The sequence below is a fragment of the Sporosarcina koreensis genome, assembly GCF_000826145.2.
GTDB lineage: Bacteria > Bacillota > Bacilli > Bacillales_A > Planococcaceae > Sporosarcina > Sporosarcina trichiuri.
Window position 1 is genome coordinate 1,085,852 of record NZ_LN651337.1, and the last position, 25,940, is coordinate 1,111,791.

Annotated in this window: 26 protein-coding genes; 11 read left to right on the plus strand and 15 right to left on the minus strand. The window is 53.6% G+C overall.

Going from position 1 to position 25,940, the window contains the following annotated elements; translation table 11 throughout:
• Positions 1-10: 10 nt before the first annotated feature.
• On the minus strand, positions 11-1,843 hold the full coding sequence (typA, locus tag BN1190_RS11185; protein ID WP_040286975.1) for a translational GTPase TypA: 1,833 nt from the start codon (positions 1,841-1,843) through the stop codon (positions 11-13).
• 101 nt (positions 1,844-1,944) lie between these two features.
• Here typA and BN1190_RS11190 point away from each other — a divergent pair, with 101 nt between their 5' ends.
• Complete coding sequence (locus BN1190_RS11190; RefSeq protein WP_040286976.1) at positions 1,945-2,130, plus strand: YlaF family protein; 186 nt, start codon at positions 1,945-1,947, stop codon at positions 2,128-2,130.
• 41 nt (positions 2,131-2,171) lie between these two features.
• Here BN1190_RS11190 and BN1190_RS11195 read toward each other — a convergent pair whose 3' ends face one another.
• Entirely contained in the window at positions 2,172-2,966 is a 795-nt protein-coding gene (locus BN1190_RS11195; RefSeq protein ID WP_040286977.1) for an inositol monophosphatase family protein, read from the minus strand.
• Between the two features lie 135 nt (positions 2,967-3,101).
• Positions 3,102-3,296: a hypothetical protein gene (locus BN1190_RS11200; protein ID WP_040286978.1), complete on the minus strand. Its 195-nt coding sequence runs from the start codon at positions 3,294-3,296 to the stop codon at positions 3,102-3,104.
• A gap of 152 nt (positions 3,297-3,448) precedes the next feature.
• Between BN1190_RS11200 and BN1190_RS11205 the strand changes: the two genes are divergently transcribed.
• Entirely contained in the window at positions 3,449-4,075 is a 627-nt protein-coding gene (locus BN1190_RS11205) for a YktB family protein (RefSeq protein WP_040286979.1), read from the plus strand.
• A gap of 60 nt (positions 4,076-4,135) precedes the next feature.
• Here the strand turns inward: BN1190_RS11205 and BN1190_RS11210 are convergent, their stop codons facing one another.
• The 6 genes from BN1190_RS11210 to BN1190_RS11235 form a co-directional block, all read right to left on the minus strand.
• A complete protein-coding gene (locus tag BN1190_RS11210; RefSeq protein ID WP_040286980.1) occupies positions 4,136-4,414 on the minus strand; it encodes a UPF0223 family protein in 279 nt (92 codons plus the stop codon).
• Positions 4,415-4,495: 81 nt separating this feature from the next.
• A complete protein-coding gene (lpdA, locus tag BN1190_RS11215; protein WP_040286981.1) occupies positions 4,496-5,908 on the minus strand; it encodes a dihydrolipoyl dehydrogenase in 1,413 nt (470 codons plus the stop codon).
• A gap of 3 nt (positions 5,909-5,911) precedes the next feature.
• On the minus strand, positions 5,912-7,285 hold the full coding sequence (locus tag BN1190_RS11220) for a dihydrolipoamide acetyltransferase family protein (protein ID WP_040286982.1): 1,374 nt from the start codon (positions 7,283-7,285) through the stop codon (positions 5,912-5,914).
• Between the two features lie 37 nt (positions 7,286-7,322).
• A complete protein-coding gene (locus BN1190_RS11225) occupies positions 7,323-8,300 on the minus strand; it encodes an alpha-ketoacid dehydrogenase subunit beta (protein ID WP_040286983.1) in 978 nt (325 codons plus the stop codon).
• Positions 8,301-8,303: 3 nt separating this feature from the next.
• On the minus strand, positions 8,304-9,419 hold the full coding sequence (gene pdhA, locus BN1190_RS11230) for a pyruvate dehydrogenase (acetyl-transferring) E1 component subunit alpha (RefSeq protein WP_040286984.1): 1,116 nt from the start codon (positions 9,417-9,419) through the stop codon (positions 8,304-8,306).
• Between the two features lie 217 nt (positions 9,420-9,636).
• Positions 9,637-10,269 carry a YkyA family protein gene (locus BN1190_RS11235; protein WP_040286985.1) on the minus strand — a complete coding sequence of 211 codons (633 nt, stop codon included), beginning with the start codon at positions 10,267-10,269 and terminating at the stop codon, positions 9,637-9,639.
• A 118-nt stretch (positions 10,270-10,387) separates the two neighbouring features.
• Between BN1190_RS11235 and def the strand changes: the two genes are divergently transcribed.
• The 3 genes from def (at position 10,388) to rnjA (ending at position 13,066) form a co-directional block, all read left to right on the plus strand.
• Entirely contained in the window at positions 10,388-10,942 is a 555-nt protein-coding gene (gene def, locus BN1190_RS11240; protein ID WP_040286986.1) for a peptide deformylase, read from the plus strand.
• A 243-nt stretch (positions 10,943-11,185) separates the two neighbouring features.
• Entirely contained in the window at positions 11,186-11,395 is a 210-nt protein-coding gene (locus tag BN1190_RS11245; protein WP_040286987.1) for a DNA-dependent RNA polymerase subunit epsilon, read from the plus strand.
• Positions 11,396-11,398: 3 nt separating this feature from the next.
• On the plus strand, positions 11,399-13,066 hold the full coding sequence (gene rnjA / locus BN1190_RS11250; RefSeq protein WP_040286988.1) for a ribonuclease J1: 1,668 nt from the start codon (positions 11,399-11,401) through the stop codon (positions 13,064-13,066).
• Positions 13,067-13,116: 50 nt separating this feature from the next.
• Here the strand turns inward: rnjA and BN1190_RS11255 are convergent, their stop codons facing one another.
• The 4 genes from BN1190_RS11255 to BN1190_RS11270 all read right to left on the minus strand — a co-directional run bounded on the left by BN1190_RS11255 (position 13,117) and on the right by BN1190_RS11270 (position 15,450).
• The gene (locus BN1190_RS11255; protein WP_040286989.1) at positions 13,117-13,776 is read right to left on the minus strand and encodes a potassium channel family protein; all 660 of its coding nucleotides are present in this window, start codon (positions 13,774-13,776) and stop codon (positions 13,117-13,119) included.
• A gap of 115 nt (positions 13,777-13,891) precedes the next feature.
• Positions 13,892-14,341, minus strand: a complete 450-nt coding sequence (locus BN1190_RS11260) for a TlpA family protein disulfide reductase (protein WP_040286990.1) — start codon at positions 14,339-14,341, stop codon at positions 13,892-13,894.
• A 94-nt stretch (positions 14,342-14,435) separates the two neighbouring features.
• On the minus strand, positions 14,436-14,978 hold the full coding sequence (locus BN1190_RS11265) for a peroxiredoxin (protein ID WP_040286991.1): 543 nt from the start codon (positions 14,976-14,978) through the stop codon (positions 14,436-14,438).
• Between the two features lie 157 nt (positions 14,979-15,135).
• Complete coding sequence (locus BN1190_RS11270) at positions 15,136-15,450, minus strand: hypothetical protein (RefSeq protein WP_040286992.1); 315 nt, start codon at positions 15,448-15,450, stop codon at positions 15,136-15,138.
• A 180-nt stretch (positions 15,451-15,630) separates the two neighbouring features.
• On the opposite strand from BN1190_RS11270, the gene BN1190_RS11275 reads away from it, so the two are divergent.
• From BN1190_RS11275 to BN1190_RS11300, 6 genes are all read left to right on the plus strand, one after another.
• The gene (locus tag BN1190_RS11275) at positions 15,631-16,173 is read left to right on the plus strand and encodes a helix-turn-helix domain-containing protein (protein WP_040286993.1); all 543 of its coding nucleotides are present in this window, start codon (positions 15,631-15,633) and stop codon (positions 16,171-16,173) included.
• Positions 16,174-16,189: 16 nt separating this feature from the next.
• Entirely contained in the window at positions 16,190-17,293 is a 1,104-nt protein-coding gene (locus BN1190_RS11280; protein ID WP_040286994.1) for an ABC transporter ATP-binding protein, read from the plus strand.
• A complete protein-coding gene (locus BN1190_RS11285) occupies positions 17,283-18,110 on the plus strand; it encodes an ABC transporter permease (RefSeq protein ID WP_040287291.1) in 828 nt (275 codons plus the stop codon). The genes BN1190_RS11280 and BN1190_RS11285 overlap by 11 nt, the downstream gene beginning before the upstream one ends.
• Positions 18,094-18,894 carry an ABC transporter permease gene (locus BN1190_RS11290; protein WP_040286995.1) on the plus strand — a complete coding sequence of 267 codons (801 nt, stop codon included), beginning with the start codon at positions 18,094-18,096 and terminating at the stop codon, positions 18,892-18,894. Before BN1190_RS11285 ends, BN1190_RS11290 begins: the two co-directional genes overlap by 17 nt.
• A gap of 50 nt (positions 18,895-18,944) precedes the next feature.
• Positions 18,945-19,964 (plus strand): ABC transporter substrate-binding protein, encoded by a 1,020-nt coding sequence (locus BN1190_RS11295; protein WP_425313932.1) that lies wholly within the window; start codon positions 18,945-18,947, stop codon positions 19,962-19,964.
• Between the two features lie 358 nt (positions 19,965-20,322).
• On the plus strand, positions 20,323-21,522 hold the full coding sequence (locus tag BN1190_RS11300; RefSeq protein ID WP_040286997.1) for an MFS transporter: 1,200 nt from the start codon (positions 20,323-20,325) through the stop codon (positions 21,520-21,522).
• 95 nt (positions 21,523-21,617) lie between these two features.
• Here BN1190_RS11300 and BN1190_RS11305 read toward each other — a convergent pair whose 3' ends face one another.
• Entirely contained in the window at positions 21,618-24,203 is a 2,586-nt protein-coding gene (locus BN1190_RS11305; RefSeq protein ID WP_040286998.1) for a VWA domain-containing protein, read from the minus strand.
• Positions 24,187-25,935 (minus strand): vWA domain-containing protein, encoded by a 1,749-nt coding sequence (locus BN1190_RS11310; RefSeq protein WP_040286999.1) that lies wholly within the window; start codon positions 25,933-25,935, stop codon positions 24,187-24,189. The genes BN1190_RS11305 and BN1190_RS11310 overlap by 17 nt, the downstream gene beginning before the upstream one ends.
• Positions 25,936-25,940 lie beyond the last annotated feature (5 nt).

Consider the following 25,940-nt stretch of genomic DNA (forward strand, 5'->3'; position numbering starts at 1 on the left):
CCTGCGCAGCTTATTTGCTCTTTTTCTGCGCTTTTTCCCGTTCGTTCTTATCCAGGATCTTCTTCCGCAGGCGGATGGATACCGGAGTGACCTCGCAGTACTCATCGTCCGCTGCATATTGAAGGGCTTCTTCAAGTGTCAGCAGCTTCGGCTTCTTCGTCGATACTGTCTGATCCTTCGTTGCGGAACGGACGTTTGTCGCGTGCTTCACACGTGTCAGGTTGATGGTGATATCATTTTCGCGCGTGTTTTCGCCAACGACCATGCCGGCATAAATATCAGTTCCCGCTTCGACGAACATCGTGCCGCGGTCTTCGAGCTGCATGATACTGTACGCAGTCACTTTTCCGTTTTCCATGGAGACGAGCACTCCGTTGCGGCGTCCGCCGACTTTCTCTGCAGACATCGGCTTGTATTCTGCGAATGAATGGTTCAGGATACCGTAGCCGCGGGTCAGCGTCAGGAAGTCGGTCGAATACCCGATCAGGCCGCGTGCCGGTACAAGGAATGTCAGACGGACTTGTCCGTTTCCGTTGTTCACCATGTCCAGCATTTCGCCTTTCCGCTCACCCATCGACTCGATGACAGCGCCGGTATACTCTTCAGGCACGTCGATCTGGACATTCTCCACAGGCTCACAGCGCTGGCCGTCAATCGTTTTCACGATGACCTCCGGCTTCGATACTTGCAGCTCGAACCCTTCACGCCGCATATTCTCGATGAGGATGGACAAATGCAGTTCACCGCGGCCTGATACGATCCAGGCATCCGGGGAATCTGTAGGATCCACTCGGAGCGATACGTCTGTTTCCAGCTGCTGCTCCAGGCGTTCTTCAATCTTCCGGGATGTGACCCACTTGCCTTCCCTGCCTGCAAACGGACTGTTATTCACGAGGAATTTCATCTGCAGTGTCGGTTCGTCAACATGCAGGAGCGGCAGTGCTTCCTGATGATCGGTTGGGCAGACTGTCTCGCCGACATCCAGATCATCCATTCCTGAAATGGCGATCAGGTCGCCCGCATACGCTTCCTGGATCTCGATCCGTTTCAGACCGAGGAATCCGAACATTTTCGTGACACGGAAGTTCTTGACCGAACCGTCCCGTTTCATGACACTTACCTGCTGACCGACTTTCATTGTTCCGCGGAAGACGCGGCCGATACCGATACGGCCCATGTAGTCGCTGTAATCGAGAAGCGATACTTGGAACTGGAGCGGCTCGTCACGGTTGTCGACCGGCGCAGGAATTTTGTTGAGGATTGCATCATAGAGCACTTTCAAAGTATCTTCCTGATCAGCAGGATCCGGTGACAGGCTCGCTGTTCCGTTGAACCCTGAGGCGAAGACGACAGGGAATTCAAGCTGGTCATCATTGGCATCGAGTTCGATGAACAGTTCCAGCACTTCATCGACCACTTCTTCCGGACGGGCGAATTCGCGGTCGATCTTATTGACGACGACAATCGGCTTCAAATCGATTTCCAGGGCTTTCTTCAAGACGAAACGGGTTTGCGGCATGCAGCCTTCGAATGCATCGACGACGAGCACGACACCGTCGACCATCTTGAGGATCCGTTCCACTTCCCCGCCGAAGTCGGCGTGTCCCGGTGTGTCCAGAATGTTGATTTTTGTGCCTTCGTATTCGATTGCTGTATTCTTTGCAAGAATCGTGATTCCGCGTTCGCGTTCCAGTTCGTTCGAGTCCATCGCCCGCTCATCGACATGCTCGTTCGAGCGGAAGATCCCCGACTGTTTGAGCAGCTGGTCGACCAGTGTCGTTTTTCCGTGGTCAACGTGGGCGATAATGGCTATATTTCTAATATCATTGCGTAAAGTTGTCATTGTTTCACTCCATCTGTCTTTATTCAGTTGATTAACTGTGTTATTATAGCACAAGAACCATCGAGAAAAAACGATTTACTTTTATCGGGAGGCGTATTTTTTTGAAAAATGTCAAATGGGTGTTCGTCGTCTACTCCCTGGGTGCGATTCTTTCGATGTTCATGATCGGGATTGCGGTCGGCGTGAAAAGCTATCTGCTCGCTTTCGCGGCCATACTTTCCCTTGTGCTGGTCATGGGCAACGGCTTCAAAACAAAAAAGAAATACCGTGAACAAGGTCTTCTATAAAATGGACAAGTGAAGAACGAACCGGCTGCCCGGTCTGTTCTTCACTTTTTCAATTTCAGATGGTCATCCAGCAGCCGCTGATGCAGCGACGGGTTCGCGACAACGAATGTCTCCTGGCCGAGGAGGCTGAGCGGCTCCCCATCCATATTGGATGCAACGGCGCCTGTTTCGCCTGCAATCACCATTCCGCCTGCAACATCCCATGGCGACAGGCGCATCGACAAGTACGCATCGATCCTCCCGGCTGCTACGTGTGTGAGTTCAAGAGCGGCAGAGCCATAAGAGCGTGTCCCTCTGCAGCGGTTCACAAGTTCGATCATCGGTTCGTGCTCCGCATAGCGGTTCGGCGCGACCCAGCTCGCATTCACGCCAATGATCGCCTGCTCCAGCTCAACTTCCTGCAGGGGCAGAAGCCGGATATCGTTCAGATAGGCCCCTTCGCCTCGCGCTGCCGAATACAGGTCGTCCGCCATGACGTCATAGACATACCCGAGTTCTCCGATACCGTCCCGGTAAATTCCGAGCGAAATGGCGAAATTCCGTTTCTGATGGATGAAGTTCATCGTCCCGTCGATCGGGTCCAGGAACCAGATGACACCATCCAGAGAATCGATCCGGTCCCCGAAACCCTCCTCCCCCATAATACGGTGATCAGGGAAGTCCTGGCGGATGCGGCGGATGAAGAACTGCTCGATCTCCTTGTCGATATTCGTCACGAGATCGTCCGGCGAGGATTTTGCACTAACTTCTATATCGGTGAAAAATGAATATCTTATATGGTGCCCCGCTTCTTTAATGAGCGATTTCGCATAACGGTCAATAGCCCCCCAGTCCATGTCCGATCCCTCCAGTTCTGCTTCCCTCAGTATAGCACAGCTTGTATGCCCCAAACAAAAAAGGCTCCTGTGCATGATCCCTTTTCAGAGAACAATGACCAGAGGCCTTTCTAATGATAAAGGATAGGTATCAAGTTAAAACCCATTCAGTTTCTCCAGTTCACTATGGATTTCAGTGAGCCGTTTTTTACTTTTCGCAATCTGCTTGGCATCCTCTTCCTCCAGTGCATCATGGAGAGTGGCCAATTCATAGTCAAGTTCCAAGTTCAGCACTTTCAGGAATTCCTTCTCAACGTCAGCTTTGCGTATCACATGAACGACCTGTTTCATGGTGAACACCCCTTTTTTGAAAGTATGTGCCTTTTCCTGTTACCATAAGATATGCGGGAACCGTTGGGACAACTAGTTGTATGCCCTCTTGTCTTAAATTGTTCCCCATTGCCTTTAGTTATAAACACGGAAAAAGGAAAGGGGAATATGAATTGTCGAAAACCTTCTGGACGGAGATGGATTTTACCGTATTCGAATTACCCGGACTGGAGGCACGCATGAGTGCGCTGCAAAACCAGATCCAGCCGAAGTTCGCCATGCTCGGCGACCGGTATGCGCCGATTCTTTCGGCGTGGGGAAAAGGGGAATTCTTCGCTCATATTGCAAAACACGCCCGGCGCACGGTGAATCCGCCGTCGGACAGCTGGGTCGCTTTCGCACCTGCAAAACGGGGCTACAAGGCGCTTCCGCACTTCCAGATCGGCCTGTGGAAGACCCATCTGTTCATCATACTGGCGGTCATTTATGAGAACCCTGACAAAAAAGGGATTTCCGAGCGCCTGCAGAACGATATAAAGCTGCTGACCGCGCTCCCTTCGGATTATATCGTCTCAGGGGATCATATGAAGCCTGACGCCCAAACGATCGGGGAAGTGGGCGAAGAAGGGATCCGCAAGCTCTTGGAACGGCTGAACGATGTCAAGAAGGCCGAATTCCTCGTCGGGCGTCATCTGAAGCGTGAGGAAGCTGCCCGGATGACCGAAGAGGAATTCCTGGCATATGCAGACGAGACATTCGAAACACTCCTGCCCGTATATGAGAAGGTCGCCGGGCAATAAGCGGTAAAAAACGATTTGGACAGTATGCTTGTACCGCACACTGCCCAAATCGTTTTTTGTTCAGATTGCTCCGACTTTGATGAGGTCCCCGTCGGCGCCTTCCTTGGCCGGTTTCACGGCTTTGTAGCTCTCGTAACCGCTCACTTCCTTGAACTCCCTGAAAAGCGTTTTCTCTTCCGCCATGGACGGAACGACTTTTTTGAACGCATTATACGCCTGCAGGAGGTCCCTTCGCGTGATTCCGTTCTCGAATGCTTGTTCAATCGCATTGAAAAACTCGGTGACCATCACAATCTCCTCTGTCGACCAGTCGGCCCGTATCGGATAGCTGTATTCCATCTGACTCCCTCCATTCATGAACAGTGTATGCATAGTTGAAAAAACCTATCCGGCGCATGCCGGACAGGCTCTTTCAGGTGATTATTTCGAAAGGATATGGATCGGTTTGCCAAGCGCCACTTCGGCTGCTTCCATTGCGATCTCCCCGAGTGTCGGGTGTGCATGGATGGTCATCGAAACATCCTCCAGTGTCATGCCGCTTTCGATAGCGATCGCCATTTCAGCGATCATGTCAGATGCATTCTCACCTGCAATCTGAGCCCCAAGCAGGAGGCCGTCTTCCTTGCGTGCAACGAGTTTCACGAAACCATCAGTTGCGTTCAGGGAAAGCGCACGGCCGTTTGCTGCGAACGGGAACTTACCGACTGCTACTTCATAACCTTCGTCTTTTGCCTGTTTCTCATTCAGGCCGACTGTTGCAAGCTCAGGATCTGTGAAACAGACAGCCGGGATTGCCAGGTAGTCCACTTCCGATTTTTGTCCATCGATCGCTTCCGCAGCGATTTTCCCTTCATAGGAAGCTTTGTGTGCAAGCTGGAGGCCCGGCACGATATCACCGATCGCGTAAATGTTCGGGATGCTCGTACGGCTCTGCTTGTCGACGCTGAGAAGGCCTTTGTCTTCAAACTTGAGGCCAAGCTCTTCCAGGCCCATTTCATCAGTGTTCGGACGGCGCCCGACAGTCACAAGTACATAGTCCGCTTCGACAGTCTTTTCTTCGCCTTTTGCCTCATATGTCACTTTGACACCGCTGTCCGTCTCTTCAGCACCTTTGGCAGTCGCTTTCACGACGACTTCGACGCCTTTTTTCTTCAGGTCTTTTTTCACAAGCTGCGTCATCTGCTTCTCGAAGCCGGACAGGATGTCGTCCGCACCTTCGATGATCGTCACTTCCGACCCGAGGTTCGCATAGGCGGAACCGAGCTCCGTACCGATGTAGCCTCCGCCGATGACGACGAGTTTCTTCGGCAGCTCTTTCAATGCGAGTGCACCTGTCGAGTTGATGATGCGCTCGGAGAATTTGAAGTTCGGGATTTCGACAGGACGTGCGCCTGTTGCGATGATCGCATTTTTGAATTTATACGTCTGTGCGGATTTTTCGTCCATCACACGGACTGTATTCGCATCAGAGAAGTAGGCTTCCCCCTGGACGATTTCGACTTGGTTCCCTTTCAGAAGGCCTTCAACACCGCCGGTGAGCTTCTTCACGACGCTCTCTTTGAATGCCATCGCTTTGCTGAAGTCGAGCTTGACGTCTGATGCTGTGATCCCCATGTCATCGGATCCTTGCGCGTGCACAAAGCGGTGTCCGACTGAGATGAGTGCTTTCGACGGAATGCATCCCACATTCAGGCAGACGCCGCCGATTGTATTCTTCTCGACGATCGTCACTTTCTGGCCGAGCTGTGCTGCGCGGATCGCTGCAACGTATCCTCCGGGACCTGAACCGACTACGAGCGTATCTGTTTCAATTGGAAAGTCTCCTACTACCATGGTTTACGCCTCCATTAATAAAAGTTCTGGATTTCCGAGTAAGTGCTTAATATGGTTGAGCGCCTGCTGGCCTGTTGCACCATCGATCACCCGATGATCAAACACTAATGATAATGCTAACATAGGTGCAGCAACGATTTCACCATTTTTGACGACCGGTTTTTCGGAAATACGGCCGATGCCGAGAATCGCGACTTCCGGATGGTTGATGATCGGAGTGAACCACTGACCGCCGGCCGATCCGATATTCGTGATCGAGCATGACGCGCCTTTCATCTCCGCTGGTGACAGCTTGCCGTCACGCGCTTTTCCGCCGAGTTCCGAAATCTCTTTCGAAATCGCGAACATCGATTTGCGGTCAGCATGCTTGATGACCGGCACAAGGAGTCCGCGGTCCGTATCCGCCGCGATACCGATATTGAAGTAATGCTTGTAGATCAGTTCATCCGCAGCATCGTCGAGCGATGTATTGAGTTCCGGGAACTTGCGCAGTGTCGAAACGAGTGCTTTCACGACATACGGCAAGTACGTCAGCTTGATGTCCTGTTCCGCCGCGATTTCCTTGAATTTCTTGCGGTGTGCTACAAGCTCGGTCACGTCGACTTCGTCGAGCAATGTGACATGCGGCGCTGTATGCTTCGAATTTACCATCGCTTTTGCGATCGCCTTCCGGATACCGGACAGTTTCTCACGGGTTTCAGGGAAGTCCCCTTCAGGGATCGCCTGTTCTGCAGGTTTCGTTTCTGCTGTTTGTGCTGCTTCAGCAGAAGCTCCGGATGCTTCCTCTGCCACCGGCTGTTCCGCCTGCGGCTTGCCTCCGCCCTGTTTGAATGCCTCGATGTCTTCTTTCATTACGCGGCCGTTTTTGCCTGACCCCGATACCTGGCGGATGTCGACGCCCTCTTCCCGTGCGAATTTACGGACGGACGGCATCGCGATCACCCGGCGGTTCGGATCTGCATTACCGGAACCCGCTGCAGGCGTCGTATCTTCACCCTTACCTGCCTCTTGCTGAGGAGCCTCTTCCTTATCGATTTTCTGGCCGGCTTCAGCCACGGACTGGACTTGCGCTTCCGTTTCTTCCTTCTTTTCCTCCGGCTGTTCTGCCGGAGCTTCGTCATCTTCTGCGTCTTCGTGATCCGGGGAGTCGATACGGATCAGCTTGTCCCCTACGACAGCGACCGTCCCTTCCTGGACGAGGATTTCCTCTATTGTCCCGGAGACCGGGGATGGGATTTCCACAACTGATTTGTCGTTCTGCACTTCAAGCAATGTATCGTCTTCGTTGATGGTGTCCCCTTTGGAAACGAACCATTTTACGATTTCGCCTTCGTGAATTCCTTCTCCGATATCTGGTAAGCGAAAATGATATGCCACGTGATCCACCCTCTCTTTTTAGTCTGTCGGTAGTTTTTTAGAAGTCCAGGACTTTCTTGGCTGTTTCAGTGATGTCGGCAGCATTCGGCAGCCAAGTGTTCTCACCTTGTGCGAATGGGTAGACCGTATCCGGCGCAGTCACACGGAGGACAGGCGCTTCCAGGCTGAGGACAGCGCGCTCCATGATTTCCGAAACGACGTTTGCGGCGATTCCTGCCTGGCGTTGCGCTTCCTGCACGACGATGGCGCGGTTCGTCTTTTCAACGGAGGCAATGATCGTCTCCACGTCGAGCGGCTGGACTGTGCGCAGGTCGACCACTTCCGCTGAGTGGCCATCCTTTTCAAGCGCTTCTGCAGCTTTCAGGCTCTCTTGCACCATCGCACCGTAAGCGATGATCGTAATATCCGACCCTTCCCGCTTCACGTCTGCCTTGCCAAGGGGAATCGTGTATTCCTCTTCAGGGACCTCCTGACGGAACGAACGGTACAGTTTCATGTGCTCCAGGAACACGACCGGGTTTTCGTCTTTGATAGCTGAGATCAGCAGGCCTTTCGCATCATACGGAGTCGACGGGATGACGACTTTGATGCCCGGCTGGGACGCAACGATCCCTTCGAGACTGTCTGCATGCATTTCAGGTGTCGCTACGCCGCCGCCGAATGGTGAACGGATTGTGATCGGCGCGTTCAGCTTGCCTGCAGTACGGAAACTCTGCCGTGCAGCCTGACCGCTGACCGAGTCGATGACTTCGAACAGGAAGCCGAAGAACTGGATCTCCATGACCGGACGGAAGCCTGTGAGGGACAGACCGATCGCCAGGCCGCCGATTCCGGATTCCGCAAGCGGTGTATCGAATACACGCTCTTCGCCGAATTCTTTCTGGAGACCTTCTGTCGCGCGGAAAACGCCTCCGTTTTTCCCGACGTCCTCACCGAATACGAGCACGTTTTCATCATTCTTCAATTCCGTGCGCATTGCATCGGTAATTGCTTGGATCATCGTCATTTGTGCCATCGGTTATTTCGACTCCTTTTCTGTGTAGATGTCAAACTGTTCTTTCACATTATATGGCATATCGCCTTTGTACATAATCTTCAGGAAGTCCGTCACTTTCTGTTTCGGCGCCTGATCGGCCTGTTTGATCGCGTCTTTGATCTCCTGTTTCGCCCGTTCGATCACTTCGTTCTCTTTTTCTTCGCTCCACAGGTTCTTCGCTTCAAGATACGTGCGGAACCGGACGATCGGATCACGCTTTTCCCATTCGCTGTCGATATCGGATGTACGGTAGCGTGTCGGATCATCTCCCGCCATCGTATGCGGTCCGTACCGGTAGCACATAGTTTCGATCAGTGTCGGTCCGTCTCCGTTGAGTGCACGTTCACGGGCATCTTTCGTCGCTGCGTAGACCGCGAGCGGATCCATGCCGTCCACGAGGATGCTTGGAATACCGGCTGCGATCCCTTTTTGTGCAAGCGTTTTCGCCGCTGTCTGGACAGAGCGGGGTGTCGAGATGGCATACTGGTTATTCTGCACGACGAAGATTGCCGGGGATCGGAATGCACCTGCGAAGTTGATACCTTCATAGAAGTCCCCTTGTGACGTACCGCCGTCCCCTGTGTATGTCATGACAACATTCTTCTTGCCGCGTTTCTGCAGTCCGAGTGCCACTCCGGCAGCCTGGACATATTGAGCTCCGATGATGATCTGCGGCGGGAAGATGTTCAGCCCTTCAGCGAGGTCGCTGCCGAGGTAATGTCCGCGCGACCAGAGGAATGCCATGTGAAGCGGCAGCCCGTGGAAGATCAGCTGCGGAACATCCCGGTATCCCGGGAGGATGAAATCATCTTTTTCCAGTGCATAATGGGAAGCCAGCTGAGACGCTTCCTGTCCTGCAGTCGGTGCATAGAAGCCGAGACGGCCCTGGCGGTTCAGCGCAATGGACCGCTGATCCAGGATCCGCGTATATACCATGCGTTCCATGAGCTCCGTCAATTCTTCATCCGACAGTTTCGGATCTGCCTCTTCATTCACGATCTTCCCGTCTTCGTTCAGAATCTGGAACATGTCAAACTTCTCTTCGATCTCATGAAGCGTATTCACTGGATCGAACTGCGCGTTCTTTTTTGCAGCCATTTCAGCAACTCTCCTTCTTGTAATCTGTATTAGATGTTATCCTGATTTTCATTGATACAACGTTCGTTCCTTATTCAGTATACTGAAACTGGATAGAACGGTCAATCCATGGAGCGCCGGCCTTCCACAGTATCCCGCCGCTCACTGAGCGGCAGGCTGCAGAACGTATTTCTGTAGTAATACAAGGTATTATCTGTACTATAATACAATGTATTCATCACTCTTCTGTCTTCTGGGTTTCTTCAAGGGCGCTGTTCACTTCCTGGGTCGACTGGTTGAAGACACGAATGGTGTCCGTAAGCTTTCCCCGCTGTTCATTCACTTCGGCGACAGACTCTTCCAGCTGTACCCGTTTTACATTTTCATCAATCAGCAGATCATAGACTTCCCTTTGTTTTTCGAGAAGTTCCCTGTAGGTGACTGCGACTTGGTGATGCAGGTCATACCGTTTTTCCAAAGCTGCCTTTAAATCTGCAGCTGCCTGCGTGCCTTTCTCGGTTTCCGATTGTGGAAGATCCCGCAGCTGTTCCGATGCTTCCTGTGCGGCAAGAATTGCTTTGTCTTCGTCATCGAGCAGGTCTTCACGTTCGTCCAGCAGCGTACGGAGTCTCATTACATTGTTTTCCAGTGCCTCCCTGTCCTCGATATTCAGTTCGACTGTCTTGCTGAACAGCGCCTGCTCCTTCTTTTCAAGGTCTTTCAGCTGATTGTCGATGTCCGCAATATCTTTCTCCTGGTTTTGCACGTCTTCCAGGATACTGTCTAGCCCATGCTGGAATTGGTCCTTATCAGGCGTACAGCCTGCCATGAGCATCAGCCAGATCGGCAGAAACAAGAATACTTTCCGCAATTTCCTGTCACCTCACTTTTTCCCAGGCTCCAGCCTGAATTTCTTTTCGATGCATCCGAATTCCATTATACTGATACTACGTACATTCACGCACCAAATTGTAAAGGAGCAAACCACCATGATCTTAATGGAAGATATTATACGGGAAGGCCATCCTGCACTGCGGCAGCGTGCAGAGGAAGTAACATTCCCCCTATCTGCGGAGGACAAACAGCTCGCGGCTGATCTGCATGAGTATGTCGTCAACAGTCAAGATGATGAAATCTCGGAGAAGTACGGGCTGCGCGCCGGCATCGGATTGGCCGCCCCGCAAGTGAATAGACCGAAACGGATTTTCGCACTCCATATCGAATCGGACGAGGAAAAAGGCATCAGCCTGATCGCCATCAACCCGCGGATTGTCAGCCATTCCGTTGAAAAGACCTATCTATCGACCGGCGAAGGCTGCCTGTCGGTCGACCGTGACGTGGAAGGGTATGTCCCCCGGTATGCCCGGATTACAGTAAAAGCATTCGATACGGAGGGCAAGGAATACAAAAAGCGTCTGAAAGGTCTCCCGGCAATCGCTTTCCAGCATGAGCTGGATCATCTGAACGGTGTCATGTTCTATGATCATATCGATCCGAGAGATCCTTATAAACCTATTCCAGATGCCACCCCATTCGAACGGTGATTCTACTTGACAGAATTTTAAGTCTATGATACACTTCACTCAAGGAGTGATACCGCCATGTATAAACGTCTGAAACGTAAACTGTTGAAGCGTCTTAATGGCATCCTCGGCAAAAAATCCATCGCATAACGACATTCCGCCCGCCTGCTGTGCAGGTGGGCTTTTCTTTATTTTCAGAGGGTGACGTGGTACTATTAAACATATCAGTCCAAAATCGAACGAAAGAAAAAAGGAGAGCACAACATGATTTTTAAAGTTTATTATCAAGACAGCAAGACTCAAGTGCCGGTCCGCGAGAACACGAAAACACTATACGTAGAAGCTGAAACGCAGCGGGAAGTGCGTCAGAAGCTGCAAGACCGCAAGTACAACATCGAATTCATCCAGCAGCTTGAAGGGGAGCATCTCGAGTATGAACAGGCTTCCGAGCACTTCGAGCTCGAGCAGGTGTAATTCATGAAATCGATAAAGAACAATGAGACAGCTGTTTTCGCACTGGGCGGACTGGGCGAAATCGGCAAAAACACGTATGCAGTGCAATTCCAGGACGAAATCATCCTGATCGATGCAGGCATCAAATTCCCGGAAGACGACCTGCTCGGAATCGATTATGTCATTCCTGATTATACGTACCTAAAACGGAATGCAGACAAGATCAAAGGTCTGTTCATCACCCATGGTCACGAAGACCATATCGGCGGCATCCCCTACTTGCTCCGCCAGGTGAACATGCCGGTATACGGAGGCAAACTTGCACTCGGCCTGCTTCGGAACAAACTTGAAGAGCACGGTCTGATGCGTTCGACCAAGCTGATCGAGTTCGGCGAAGATGACGTATTCAAGTTCAGGAAGACCTCCGTCTCCTTCTTCCGCACGACACACAGTATTCCGGATGCCTATGGAGTTGTCGTCAAGACACCTTCCGGCAATATCGTGCATACAGGAGACTTCAAATTCGACTTCACACCAGTCGGTGAACCGGCTAACCTTGCCAAGATGGCAAAAATCGGCAGCGAGGGGGTCCTCTGCCTGCTGTCCGACAGTACGAATGCGGAAGTTCCAAACTTCACGATGTCCGAACGGAAAGTCGGCGACAGCCTGAACGACATCTTCCGCAAAGTGGACGGGCGTATCATTTTCGCGACATTCGCCTCGAATATCCACCGTCTGCAGCAGGTGATCGAAGCGGCACAGATCCATAACCGGAAAGTCGCCGTATTCGGACGCAGCATGGACAATGCGATTACGATCGGCCGTGAACTTGGGTACATCGACGCACCGAAAGACTTGTTTGTCGATGCCCAGAGCATCAACCGGCTTCCGGCGAACGAAGTGATGATCCTCTGTACAGGCAGTCAGGGGGAACCGATGGCAGCACTTTCGCGCATCGCAAACGGGACGCACCGCCAAGTGCAGATCCAGCCTGGCGATACAGTCATCTTCTCCTCGTCTCCGATTCCGGGCAACACGCTGAGCGTCAACAAGACGATCAACGCCCTGTTCCGCGCCGGCGCCGAGGTCATACACGGAGCGCTGAACAACATCCATACATCCGGACACGGATCACAGGAAGAACAGAAGCTCATGCTCCGTCTCATCCAGCCAAAGTTCTTCATGCCGATCCACGGTGAATACCGGATGCTGAAGATGCATGAAGAGCTCGCTGTCGCATGCGATGTCGAGCCGGATAATATCTTCATCATGTCGAACGGGGATGTCCTGGCACTCACGGAAGACAGCGCCCGCCCAGCAGGACGGGTCCCTTCGGGCGATGTCTACATTGACGGCAGCGGAATCGGCGACATCGGCAACGTCGTCCTCCGCGACCGGAAAAACCTGTCGGAAGACGGTCTCGTGATCGTCGTTGCAACGATCGACAAGAGACGGAACCGTGTCGTCTCCGGTCCCGATCTCATTTCCCGCGGCTTCGTCTACATGCGGGAGTCCGGTGCGATGATCAACGAAGCGCAGTATATGCTGACGCGACAGATGCATCGGAAACTCGCCGGCGGTCCTGCCGATATCGGCGTACTGAAGAGTGATATCATCGATTCGCTCAGTTCCTATTTGTACGACAAGACAAAACGTAAACCGATGATCTTGCCGGTCATCCTGGAAGTATAACTGAAAAGGCTGTCCCGGAGAGTCAGATGACTTTCCGGGACAGCCTTTTTTCAATGGAGCACTTTCTTTTCAAAGCGGTGGATGTCCACATCCGAACCGATGACGATCAGAATATCATTCAATTGGATTTCCTCGATCGCCTGCGGAGATACTAAAATATGATCCTCCCGTTTGATGGCGACAATGTTGACGCCATATTTCGCACGGATGTCCAGGTCGATCAGAGACGCTCCTGCCAGACGTGCGTTCGCCCGTATTTCGACAATCGAGTATTCTTCCGACAGTTCGAGATAATCGAGGATGTCATTGGAGACAAGCCGGTTGGCGATGCGCCGTCCCATGTCGCGTTCCGGGTGGATGACATGGTCTGCGCCGATCTTGCGCAGCACTTTTTCGTGATAATCGTTCTGGGCTTTCACCGTGATCATCGGGACACCGATCTCCTTGAGGATCAGCGTCGTTAAAATGCTCGCCTGGATATTCTCTCCGATCGCGACAACGACATGCTCGAAATTCCGGATACCGAGTGACCGCAGCGTGGATTCATCCGTCGTATCGGCAGCGACAGCCTGCGTGGCAATCTGCGCGTATTCCGACACACGTTCCTGCGATATGTCGATCGCCATCACAGACGCATCAAGTTCAATGAGCTCATTGACGATACTGCCCCCGAACCGGCCCAGTCCAATGACGACAAATTCTTTCTTCATAGTCGATCTCTCCGCTTCACATAAGAATGCGTTTAGTTTACCACAGCCGTTCTTGACACTCAAACCACAGGAAAACCCGGCGTTCCTGAACTAGGATCGCCGGGTTTTTGAGGTATTACTTCTTCATTTCGTCGAGGACGCGGTTTACACGCTTTTCAAGCATTTTCATGCCGCTGCCGCCCGCCTGGAAGTGACGGAGCTGGCCGTCTTTGTCGAAGACGTAGTAAGCCGGCACGTATTGGTTCTCCATTGCATCATTCAGCTTCAATTCACTATCGACGAAAATCGGCTGTGTAATATCGTGCTCGGCAGCCACTTCCTTGATATGGTCAAGGTTCGTGTCATCTTCCGAACGCGGCATATGGACGGCCACGACGTTCAGTTCGTCTTTGTATTTGTCACGGAATGCGTTCACTTCCGGCATCGCTTCTTTACACATATGGCAGCTCACTGACCAGAAGTGGATGATGGTCGGCTTTTCGCCTACCAGTTCGGACTTTGTCACTTCCCCATTGAGCCAGGCAGTAGCGCCGTTCAATTCAGGCATTTGTTCACGAAGTTTCATCGAAAAAAATCCTCCTTTAGAATAAATTCCCCGCAGCTTATGCTGAGCGGGGAATTGTCGGCTTGCGTTCCGGCAGGCTGCCGGTCAGTCAAACTTATAGAGTTTCCTGACCCGGGCGCCAGTTTGCAGGGCAGAGACCGCCTGTTTGAAGTGCCTGGAGCACACGGAGAGTCTCGTCCACATCACGGCCGATATTATTGTGGAAGACAGTCTGGTACTGCAGTTCGCCTTCAGGATTGATGATGAACAATCCGCGGAGTGCGATCCCTTCTTCTTCGATCAATACGCCGTAGTCGCGTGCGACTTCGTGGTTCGTGTCTGCAGCAAGCGGGTAGTTCAGTTCACCGAGACCGTTATCTTTACGGTCTGTGTTGATCCACGCTTTGTGTGTGTGGATTGTATCCGTAGAGACGCCGATCACTTCTGCATCGAGGTCTTCGAATTCGTCATAGCGGTCGGACATCGCTGTGATTTCGGTAGGACATACGAACGTGAAGTCCATCGGGTAGAAGAACAATACTGTCCATTTGTCGTCTTTCATGTTTTCTTCAAGACTTACTTTGCCGAAGGACTTGTCCTTCATGACCGCTTCCATTTCAAATCGCGGTGCTTGTTTCCCAACCATACGCTCTGCCATTCTAAATCCCTCCATTATCTTAGAAGCAGTGTTCTCACCTGCTCAATTCCTCTATATCGTACCAAACATCCCGTTCTATATCAATTAGAATGATTCACTTGTAATAATCATTATTGAAAAAACGGGGTGTAATTGAGAAGGAAGCCGTCCGTCCTTCTCAGTCTGTGCAAAGCGACGGCCGGACAGGACGGGTGCCGCAATAGTCACAGAGCGGATCACTGCAGGCCTCTTCCCGCCATGCGTCGCAGTCCGCGCAGAAGACCGAATCATATTGCTCATTGTACAGCAGCGGTTCCATGCAGCAGACACAATGATTCGCCATCTCTTCCCACTCGATCACCGTCTCCTTGTGGTACAGGAAAAAACGTTTTTGGCCGTCGGTGACCGGTGCCCGGCCTTCCAGTGCCGACTTCAGCAGACTGTTCCAGTGCCGGTCTTCCGGGTCAAAAAAGAATGTCATTTTATCGCCCAATCGGAGCCCTCCATTTCTTTGTTCCATTTTACTACGGGCATTGGCGTAACACAATGAAATGACGCTGTCCCGTGGATTCAATTGCCTATTGCTTTCCTGCATGGATTTTGTATAATAAGAGACGCTAAAAGTAAACTTCAAGTACACTATTACTAAACTTTCTAGAAAGTGGGGAACGGAATGCAGATCGGCAGCAAAATCAAACGGCTCCGATTACAAAATGGACTGACCCAGGAAGAACTCGGTGAACGCACTGACTTGACAAAAGGGTACATCTCCCAGCTGGAGCGGGATTTGAACTCCCCTTCCATCGAGACACTGTTCTCCCTGCTGGACGTACTCGGCACGAGTCCGAAAGATTTTTTCGATGAATCGAAAAAGACCGAGCCTGTCGTCTTTTCACCCGAAGATCAGACGACTTATGCGAACGAGGAAATGGGTTACAAAATCCGCTGGCTCATCCCCCGTTCCAACGAGAACGAAATGGAACCGGTCTATATCACGTTCTCTTCCAAAGGAGAGCTCAAGCAATTCGCCCCTTCCCTGTCGGAAACGTTTATCTACATACTGTCAGGGAACGTGGAAATAGAGATCGGCCCCCGGGTGTACAGGGCAAAGACCGGGGATGCCGTCTATTATTCCGCAGAAGATCAGCACCGCATATCGAACGCACACGACGGCATGAGTGAGCTGCTGCTCGTCGCCACGGAATCTTACTTATAAAAAAGGGGGACCCCCATTGTCCACACAACCGATCATCCGCTTCGAGAATGTCACCAAGCGTTTCAACGAAGAGACGACCGTCCTGAAAGACGTATCGTTCGAAATGGAGCGGGGAAAATTCTACACACTGCTCGGTCCTTCAGGCTGCGGCAAGACGACCATCCTGCGCCTGATCGCAGGGTTTTCGGACCCTACCGAAGGGACGATCTATTTTGACGGCAAGCCGATCAACGGGCTGCCGGCGAACGAGCGCCAAGTGAATACCGTATTTCAGGATTATGCGCTGTTTCCTCATCTGAATGTCTACGAAAACGTCGCGTTCGGACTGCGCATCAAAAAAGTGAAGAAAGCGGAAATCGACCGCCGTGTCAAAGAAGCGTTGAAGTTCGTCAACCTGGCCGGCTACGAATCACGTGAAATCACGGAAATGTCCGGCGGCCAGCGCCAGCGGGTCGCGATTGCACGAGCGATCATCAATGATCCTGAAATCATCCTGCTGGACGAGCCCCTGTCGGCACTTGACCTGAAGCTCCGTTCCGCGATGCAGTATGAGCTGCGGGAACTGCAGCAGCGACTCGGCAAGACATTCATCTTCGTCACGCATGATCAGGAAGAAGCACTCGCCATGTCCGACGAGATATTCGTCATGAACTTCGGCGAGATCCAGCAGTCCGGAACACCGAACGATATCTATGATGAACCCATCAACCGCTTCGTCGCGGACTTCATCGGCGAGTCCAATATCGTGTCGGGTATCATGATCGAGGACTACTTGGTGGAATTCAACGGTAAACGGTTCGAATGTGCCGATGCCGGACTCCAGCCGAATGAGAAAGTCGATGTCGTCCTGCGTCCGGAAGATCTGGAGATCACACCGGTCGAACGCGGCAAACTCGATGTCACGGTCGACACGTCGCTGTTCCGCGGTGTCCACTATGAACTGTCCACATATGATGAAGACGGCAACGAATGGCTCGTCCATTCGACGAAGAAAGCGGCTGTCGGCACGAAAATCGGACTGGATTTCAATCCGGAAGACATTCACGTCATGAGACTGAACGAGTCTGAAGAGGATTATGATGCCCGTCTGGAAGCCTATGGTGCGGCTGATGAAGAATAACCGTGCGCATTCCCGGCTTCCGCTCGTCCCGTATTCGGTCTGGATCGTCTTGTTCGTCATCGTGCCGATCGGTCTGATCGTCTACTATTCGTTCTTCGATCTGCACGGCAATTTCACACTGGACAACTATAAGAACTTCTTCACATCGGTGTATTTGAAACTGACAGTGAGCTCCTTCTGGTATGCATTCCTGATCACGTTCTTTTCCCTGCTGATCGCATACCCGACTGCCTATTTCCTGACCAAACTGAAGCATAAGCAGCTGTGGCTCCTGCTCATCATCATCCCTTCGTGGATCAACCTGCTGCTTAAAACGTACGCGTTCATCGGACTGATGGGGCTGTATGGACCGATCAACGCAGTGCTTGAAGCGTTCGGGATCGGCAAGCAGCAGATCCTGTTCACCGATTTCAGTTTCGTCTTCGTCTCCGTCTATATATTCATCCCATTCATGATCCTGCCGATCTTCAATGCGCTCGATAAGCTCAATCCGGCCTTGATCGACGCGTCGCGGGATCTGGGGGCGAATGCATGGACGACGTTCCGGCGTGTCATCTGGCCGCTGACGCTGAATGGCGTGAAATCAGGTGTCCAGGTTGTCTTCATCCCGGCGCTGTCGCTCTTCATGATCACCCGGCTGATCGCGGGCAACAAAGTCATCACGCTCGGTACGGCGATCGAGCAGCAATTCCTGGTCACACAGAACTGGGGCATGGGCTCCACCATTGCCGTGTTCCTCATACTTTTCATGGTAATAATTCTCTTGCTGACGACAGCGAACGAAAGGGGGATGGCGGGCAGTGCAAAAAAACGGTAAATTCGCGAAGATCTATCTGGCGCTCGTGTTCGTCATCCTGTACGCCCCGATTGCGTACCTGATCTTCTACTCGTTCAACTCAGGCGGCAAGATGTCCCATTTCGACTCGTTCACTTTGGAACATTACGCAGCGGTATTCGAGGACAAACGGCTGATCGGAATCGTGCTGAACACGGTCATCGTCGCCCTTCTGTCCGCACTGATTTCAACAGCGATCGGCGTGCTCGGCGCCATTTCCATCCATTATATGCGCAGCAAAGCGATGCGGAATGTCATGCTGTCCATGAACTCGATCCTGATGGTGAGCCCCGATGTCATCATCGGCGCCTCGTTCCTGATCCTGTTCACATTGGTCGGCATCAAGCTCGGATTTGCATCCGTCCTGCTGTCCCATATCGCATTCAGCATCCCGATTGTCGTGATCATGGTGCTGCCGAAGCTGCAGGAGATGAGCCCTACACTCATCGACGCAGCGCTCGACCTTGGCGCGACCCGGAAAGAGATCATGTCGCGGGTCATCCTGCCGTTCATCCAGCCGGGCATCTTTGCCGGGTTCTTCCTTGCACTGACCTATTCACTGGATGACTTTGCGGTGACGTTCTTCGTGACCGGCAACGGATTCTCGACATTGTCCGTTGAGATCTACTCGATGGCACGGACAGGTGTCACGCTGACCATCAATGCCCTATCCGGCCTGATCTTCGTCATTACAGCAGGGCTGATCCTCGGCTATTATGCACTGAAAAACCGGCCGAAAACGCCGGCTGCGGGGGTGAAGCGATGAAAGCGCTCATACGCGGCGCGGCATTGATTGCCGCAACAGCCGTCATTCTCATGATCGTCAACGCACAGCTCGCAAAAAGCGGCTCCCAGGCGGGCGGCAACACGCTCACCGTCTACAACTGGGGCGAATATATCGATCCCGATCTCATCAAACAGTTCGAACAGGAGACCGGCATGAACGTCATCTATGAAACGTTCGACTCGAACGAAGGGATGATGGGGAAGATCGAGCAGGGCGGCACTTCCTACGACATCACGGTCCCATCGGAGTACATGGTGGAGATGATGCGTGAGAAGGACCTCCTCATCCCGCTCGATTACAGCAAGATCCCGAACTTCAAGAACATCGATCCGTATTTTACGGACCTGCCGTTCGATCCGGACAACAAGTATTCCATCCCCTACTTCTGGGGCACGCTCGGCATCGCCTATAACCCTTCCCTCCTGGATGGGCAGACATTCGAAAGCTGGGACAACCTGTGGGACCCTTCCCTGAAACAGGAAGCGGTCCTCGTCGACAGCGCCCGCGAAGTGATCGGGATGGGATTGAACTCCCTCGGCTATTCACTCAACTCGACAAACCCTGCCGAACTGCGCGAAGCGACGGACAAGCTGAAGACGCTGAGCCCCAACATCAAAGCGGTCATCGGTGACGAAGTGACCCAGATGATGATGAATAACGAAGCGGCCGTATCGCTGATCTGGTCTGGCCAGGCGGCGGATATGATGTCCGAAAATGAGGACATCACCTATGTTGTGCCGGAAGAAGGGTCCAACTTATGGTTCGACAACATCGTCATCCCGCGTACGGTGAAGAACATCGACGGTGCCTATGAATTCATCAACTTCATGCTGCGTCCTGATGTGGCCGCGCAGAATGCCGATTATGTCGGCTACTCGACGCCGAACATGAAAGCCCTCGATCTGATGGATCCTGAAGTGACGTCTGATGAACGCTATTATCCGGACGAGCAGGCGCGCGAGCATTTGGAAGTATACAAAGATCTCGGCCTGGAGATGCTCGGCACGTATAATGAGCTGTTCCTCGAGTTCAAGATGGATATGAAGTGATGTATGCAGAGCAGGAGCCCGCGGGCTCCTGCTTTTTTTTGTCCGGGGTAGTCGGAGTTTGTGCACTGGCTGTTAGAAGTGCGATGGATAGTGTGAAGTTATGAGCGGTTTTGTGAGGTTTATGAGCGGAATTTCAAGTTTATGATCACTTTTGCCGGTTTATGATCACTTTCTTTGATTTATGATCACTTTCCCCGTTTTATGATCACTTTCCCGGGTTTATGATCACTTTCCTTAATTCATGATCAAAACTGCCGGATTGCTGATCAGTTTCCGGCTGAGCTCTCTGAAACACTGCCGGCAAGCGCTGTGTGATACACTTGGACAAGTACATATCATGACTGAAGGAGGAACGCGCTTGACCGGCAAATCATCATCGTTTGCAATCTATATCCTGATGTTCAACATGTTCATCACCATGTCGGGCATCGGGCTGATCATCCCGATCATGCCCGACTACCTCGGCACGTTCGGTGTCGCGGGTGCGGCGCTCGGCTCGCTGATCGCCGTCTTCTCGTTTGCGCAGTTCATCTTCTCCCCGGTGTCCGGTTCGCTCTCCGACCGGCATGGACGCAAGCGAATCATCATCTTCGGCTTGCTGCTGTACGGCGTTTCCCAGCTGGCGTTCGGCCTGTCCACCGAATTATGGATGCTGTTCGCGGCACGTTTCTTCTCGGGGATCGGCTCAGCCTTCCTCATTCCGCCGATGATGGCGTTCGTCGCGGACATTACAACCTACGAAGAACGGGGACGCGGCATGGGTCTGCTCGGCGCTTCCATGTCACTCGGCTTCATGATCGGACCGGGGATCGGCGGGTTCCTGTCGAAGTTCGGCCTCCAGTTCCCGTTCTACTTCGCTGCGGGGGCGGCGATTTTCGCAGCGCTCCTGTCGATGTATATCCTTCCGAATCCGGCACCTGCGGCAGCGGCCGAAGGAGGCCCGAAACAGGCGGGCAACCTGTTCCAGCAGATCACCCGCTCGGCGAAGACCCCCTACTTTGTCGTCCTTCTCGTCATGTTCGTCTTTTCATTCGGGCTGGCGAATTTCCAGTCGACCATCTCGCTTTACGTCGGCATCAAGTACGATTATACGCCGCTCATGATCGCCGTCATCATCACAGTCGGCGGATTCGTCGGTGTCATCATCCAGACGTTCGTCATCAACCGGCTGTTCAAGCGGTATGGTGAAATGCGGGTCATCCTCATCAATCTTGTCGTGGCGGCCCTCGCCATGCTCGGCATCACATTTGTCAGCATGTTCTGGTCCATCCTGCTGGTTGCCACGATCTTCTCAACCGCAACAGCGCTGCTCCGTCCGGCGGTCAACACGCTCGTGTCCAAGCTTGCGGGTGACGAGCAGGGATACGCTGCCGGTATGATGAACGCCTATATGAGCCTCGGCAATATGATCGGGCCTGCCCTGGCCGGCTTCGTGTTCGACTGGAAGATGACTGCCCCGTACTTCCTCGGAACCGCCATCCTGCTCACCTGTTTTGCGATCGCCTCCACCTGGGCGAAACGGAACGCAGGCGTGCTGGCGGACACCCGTTCCTCGTGACGGGCAATAGGAACGTAAAAACCGCATGGAGTGCCCCGTCAGCCGGGAGCCTCCATGCGGTTTTCTGTATGCGCCGATGCGCTGCGGACCATCTGTCACCTGCGTTGCTGCCGTTTCAGCAGCTCGGATATATTGGATGCCTGCGCTGCAGCCGGCTGTTCATCAAGGATTTGAGGCTTCTTCCACCGCAAGCTGCGGCTGAATCGGCGCAGCGTGATATCCGCAAAGAAGAACAGCAGAGCAGCAAACAGAAGCCAGTTGGTCGGGCTGCGTTCATCCCTGCTTTTGTACGGATGCGGGCGGAAGACATCTTCCGGCTTTTCCAGCAGCAGCCCGCCCGTTGTCTCCGTGATTTCCTGCAGCAATGCGTCATTCGGCTCCTGCGGTTTGTATTCATCGCCATACGGGATGGTGACCCCTGTCTCGAAGAAACGGCCCTGGTCGTCTTTCACGCCGAGGTAGACAAGCCCCGGTTCCCCATCGAGCGTCACATCCACTTCACCCGGTGCCGTCTGCTCTTCTGTCAGATCGACTTCCTTCCCGTCTTCCGTGACGGCCGTCACCTCAAGAAACGCGGACTCCCCGCCGGTATCCGAGATGGTGAAGGACCCGCCGGCCCCCTGCGTGACAAGGAAAGGCGCCGAGTCGTAGGACGGCAGGATCCGTTTTAGTGCGGTCTGCCAAAATGCCGGATACTCCGGCCATGCGGCAAGATCACCAGACCATTTCCCGGACGAATCGGATGTGAAAGCAGCCGTCCGGCCGAGACCGTACTGCCATTCAGCGATGATCGGGTCGTCTTTCGGACTTTTCCCTGCGAGTTCTGCAGTCTGCTTGGCCGATACGGCTACATAGGCATTCATCTGCGGCACGCCTTCTGCAAATAGGCTGTTCCAGTCGGGATTGCCGCCAAGCTGCATGTAGAACGGGTCGTCTTCGATGTATGTGCGCGTCATCGTGATCGTTTCGCGGGACAGGATTGCAGGGACCGTCGACTCGTCCGTCACGCCGTAGTACCGGCCGCCTCCAGCTTCAGCCATCTCTTCCAGAAGCCGCTGATCGGCATCCGTCCCGATGCCGACCGTTGACAGCGTCGTGTTGTTCCCCTTCCCTTCCGCGATCACATCGAGATATCCGGGCGGCATCTGCGACTGGCCGTCCGTCAGCAGGATGATATGCTTCCGCTGAAGATTGAGGTCTGCTAGATCCCCGTACGCCTTCTCGACGGACGGAAAGATGAGCGTGCCTCCGCCGGCTGTGACTGACAGGATCTTATCGGTCGTCCCTTGTTTGTCTTCCAGCGGGGCGACAGGAACGACTTCCCAGATATTCTCATCGAATGCGGTGAAGCCGAATGTGTTCTTCTCCCTGAGCAGGTCGACCGAACGGGCAGCCGCTTCGCGGGCGAGCGACAATTTGGCGCCGCTCATGCTGCCGGACCGGTCCATGATGATGATCAGACCGAGGGAGGGCAGTTCTTCCTTCCCCTTCACTTCCATCTCGACCGGCAAAAGGCGCTCGACCGGCGTCTTGAAATAACCGCCGAGCCCGAAGCTGTTTTCGCCGCCCGTCATCAGGAAGCCTGTTCCGAAGTTTTTCACCGCCTGCTCGATCAGCGCCATTTTCTCTTCACCGACCAGTGTGCCGGGCACATTATCGAATATGATCGCCTGATACGGGAGATAGCCGCCGAGCGAAGCAGGCAGCTCGCCGGCTTTCATCGCCGTCACCTGCACAGTCCCGTTATCGAGCAGACCAGGAATGACAGATGGGTTTTCGTCCGTATCGACCACGAGGACGGAGGGCTTCCCCTGAATTGAAACGGCTGCGAACAGATGGTTGTTTTCGAGGAACTGATCATCATCGGCGATCAATTTCGCTTCGTATTTCACCATACCTGTCTTTTCGGTCTGAACAGGATGGGAGAATCTGTTCACACCCGGGACCAGATCGACCGCCTGTTCGTCGAGCAGCCGGTCGTTTTCATAGAGCAGCAGACGTCCTGCCGTCCTGCCGGAAGATTCGATCTCCACGGTCAGGACTTGCCGCTGTCCTGCAAATCCGGTGCGCGGCAGATCCATCCTGGTGACAGCCGCGTCTTTGGTAACACCGGAGCCGAGCGGGACGGCATCGATCTGCACGCGGTCCCCTGTCAGTTTCCGGAGATCGGCCAGGATGTCCCCTTTCGTCTCGAGACCGTCCGTCAGCAGGGCGATCCGCACAGCCTGTTTCTGGTCAGCCGCCGCAAGCGCCAGGGAGACAGCCTTCTCGAGATCCGTCTCTCCGCGATGCTCCATCGGTTTCATCTCCGGCAGGGCGGGAAGCGAATCGCTCAGCGGAATATCGGTCCGCAGCGATCCGGCGAATGAATAGATGCCCGCCTGCTGATTCGCCTTTTTGGAACGCACAGCTTCTGCGATCCAGTCGTCGATCTCCTTTGCAGATCCTGCTGCGGATGCGGAGCGGTCTGCCATAATGATCACCTGCTCCTGATCGTCCGGAAGCAGGAAATAAGGGGCTGTAAGTGTCAGAACGAGCAGCAGGACGGACATGCTGCGCAGCAGGAAGAGCAGTTTCGTCCGGCCTGTTTTCCTGCCTGCCGACCGCCACGACGCGATGAGAAGCACGGCCAGCGGCAGCAGGAGCAGCAGCCAGAAAGGATGTTCAATACGGATATCCACGTCGTCTCTGCACCTCCCATTCGGCTGACATCAGCAGAAGCAGCGGCAGGACGAACGGCCACAGAATCGGAACCGTTTCCTGTTCATGCTCCGCCGTTTCCCCAAGCTTGCCGGCAATGTAGGAATCCCCTGTCCGTACACTGTGCTGTGACTCACTGAGCTGCACAGCCAGCAGCTTCTCGGATTCCGTGTCCGCCGCCTTGTATATTCCCGGTTTCACAGGTGCCTGCAGCGTATTGGCGGATTCTGTAGAGGAAATGTACGAATCGTCCATGTCATAGAGATCCGCTGCTGATGAAAGAATTACATTTTTCCGCTGGCCGGGTGTGAATACGCCGAGGGATTCCGATCCATCCGCCAGGGAATGGACCGCACTCCAGATGAACAGCGGAAACGAAGGCTGCAGCGGCCAGTCCGTAGATTCCAGGTCCGCCAGAAAAACGATGTCCCCGTCCGGCGACCGCTGGATGAGCGGTGCTTCGCCGACTTTTGCAAGAACTTCATACTTGTCGTAAGGAGGATACACTTCCTTCACATACATATCTGTTGGCGGCGCGATTGCAAATAGGGGGTCTTCTTGCACGGTGATGCTGCCTTCCGCCTCCGCTGCCGTTTCATCATCCCGGCCGAACAGCAGGACGGGCCGCCTGCTTTCCGCAAGGACATCGGAAGACCGGGTGATACGGAGGGCGTCTTCCGGAACTGCCGCCTTGCCGTCATCGATGAGGATGTCATCACGGACGGCTTCCACCGCTTTCTTCAGCAGCTCATGCAGTTCAGTGTCGACCGTCACGGCAGGTGTGCCTGTTTCCAGCAGTGCAAATGCCGTATTGTCCGCTGAGTATTGGTCAGCTGATTCGAGTTCTGCCGTTACAGCGGGAGCTTCCGTTACGATATCTTTGAATGTAATATATTCATCCTCGCCTGGTTTTCCGGTGACCTGCTGTTGTGCGAGCTGTTCCCCTGTCACTGCATCCAGGAGGCGTATGATCCCCGGAAGTTCAGCATCCGCATCGTTCTGAAGCTTTGCGATCGCTGTGACTGCACCGCCGCGCCGGACTGCCCCGAAGCGGACAATCGACTGGTTGTCTGCCCGGTCCCCGTTCGCATGGACATGCCATTCCGTCTCACCGGTTTCCTCGCTGAACTCTTCCCTGTCCAGCTTGTCCGTGAATATGTGCACTTCCCCTTCTTTCCCGCCGAGCAGTGTCCTTGCAAGCGCAACCGACTCACGCAGCGACGGATCTGCATAATTCACGGTGAGGCCCTCCAGGCTTGCCGCCGCTGCAGAAACACTCTGTCCGGAAGTGATCGTTTCAGGACCCGGTCCGCTGGCAATGATCGTGACCGGCCGCTCCTGCGTTTCATCCAGCAGCTTATGCATCTCCCTCAGGTGACGGTCGAACAGCGGCTCACCGTCAGGAGCGGCGAGCATCGCAGCAGACCGGTCCACAACGATCACGAGAGGCACACCGGTGGTCCTGTCTTGTTTCATATAAGGTCCGAGCAGCAGCCAGACAAAGAGAAGGAGTGCCAGCAGCTGCAGATAGAATAACGCATTCCGCTGGAGATTGCGGATGAACGGTGACACATGCTCTTCCTTCCGATCCGGCTGCCAGAACAGGGTCGAGGAGACCGGCTGCGGGTAAAACCGTTTCCGGAACAGATAATACAAGATCAGCAACGCCGGAAAGATCAGCGTCCAGCTGTTATACAGATTGGCGAATCCCATTGGCG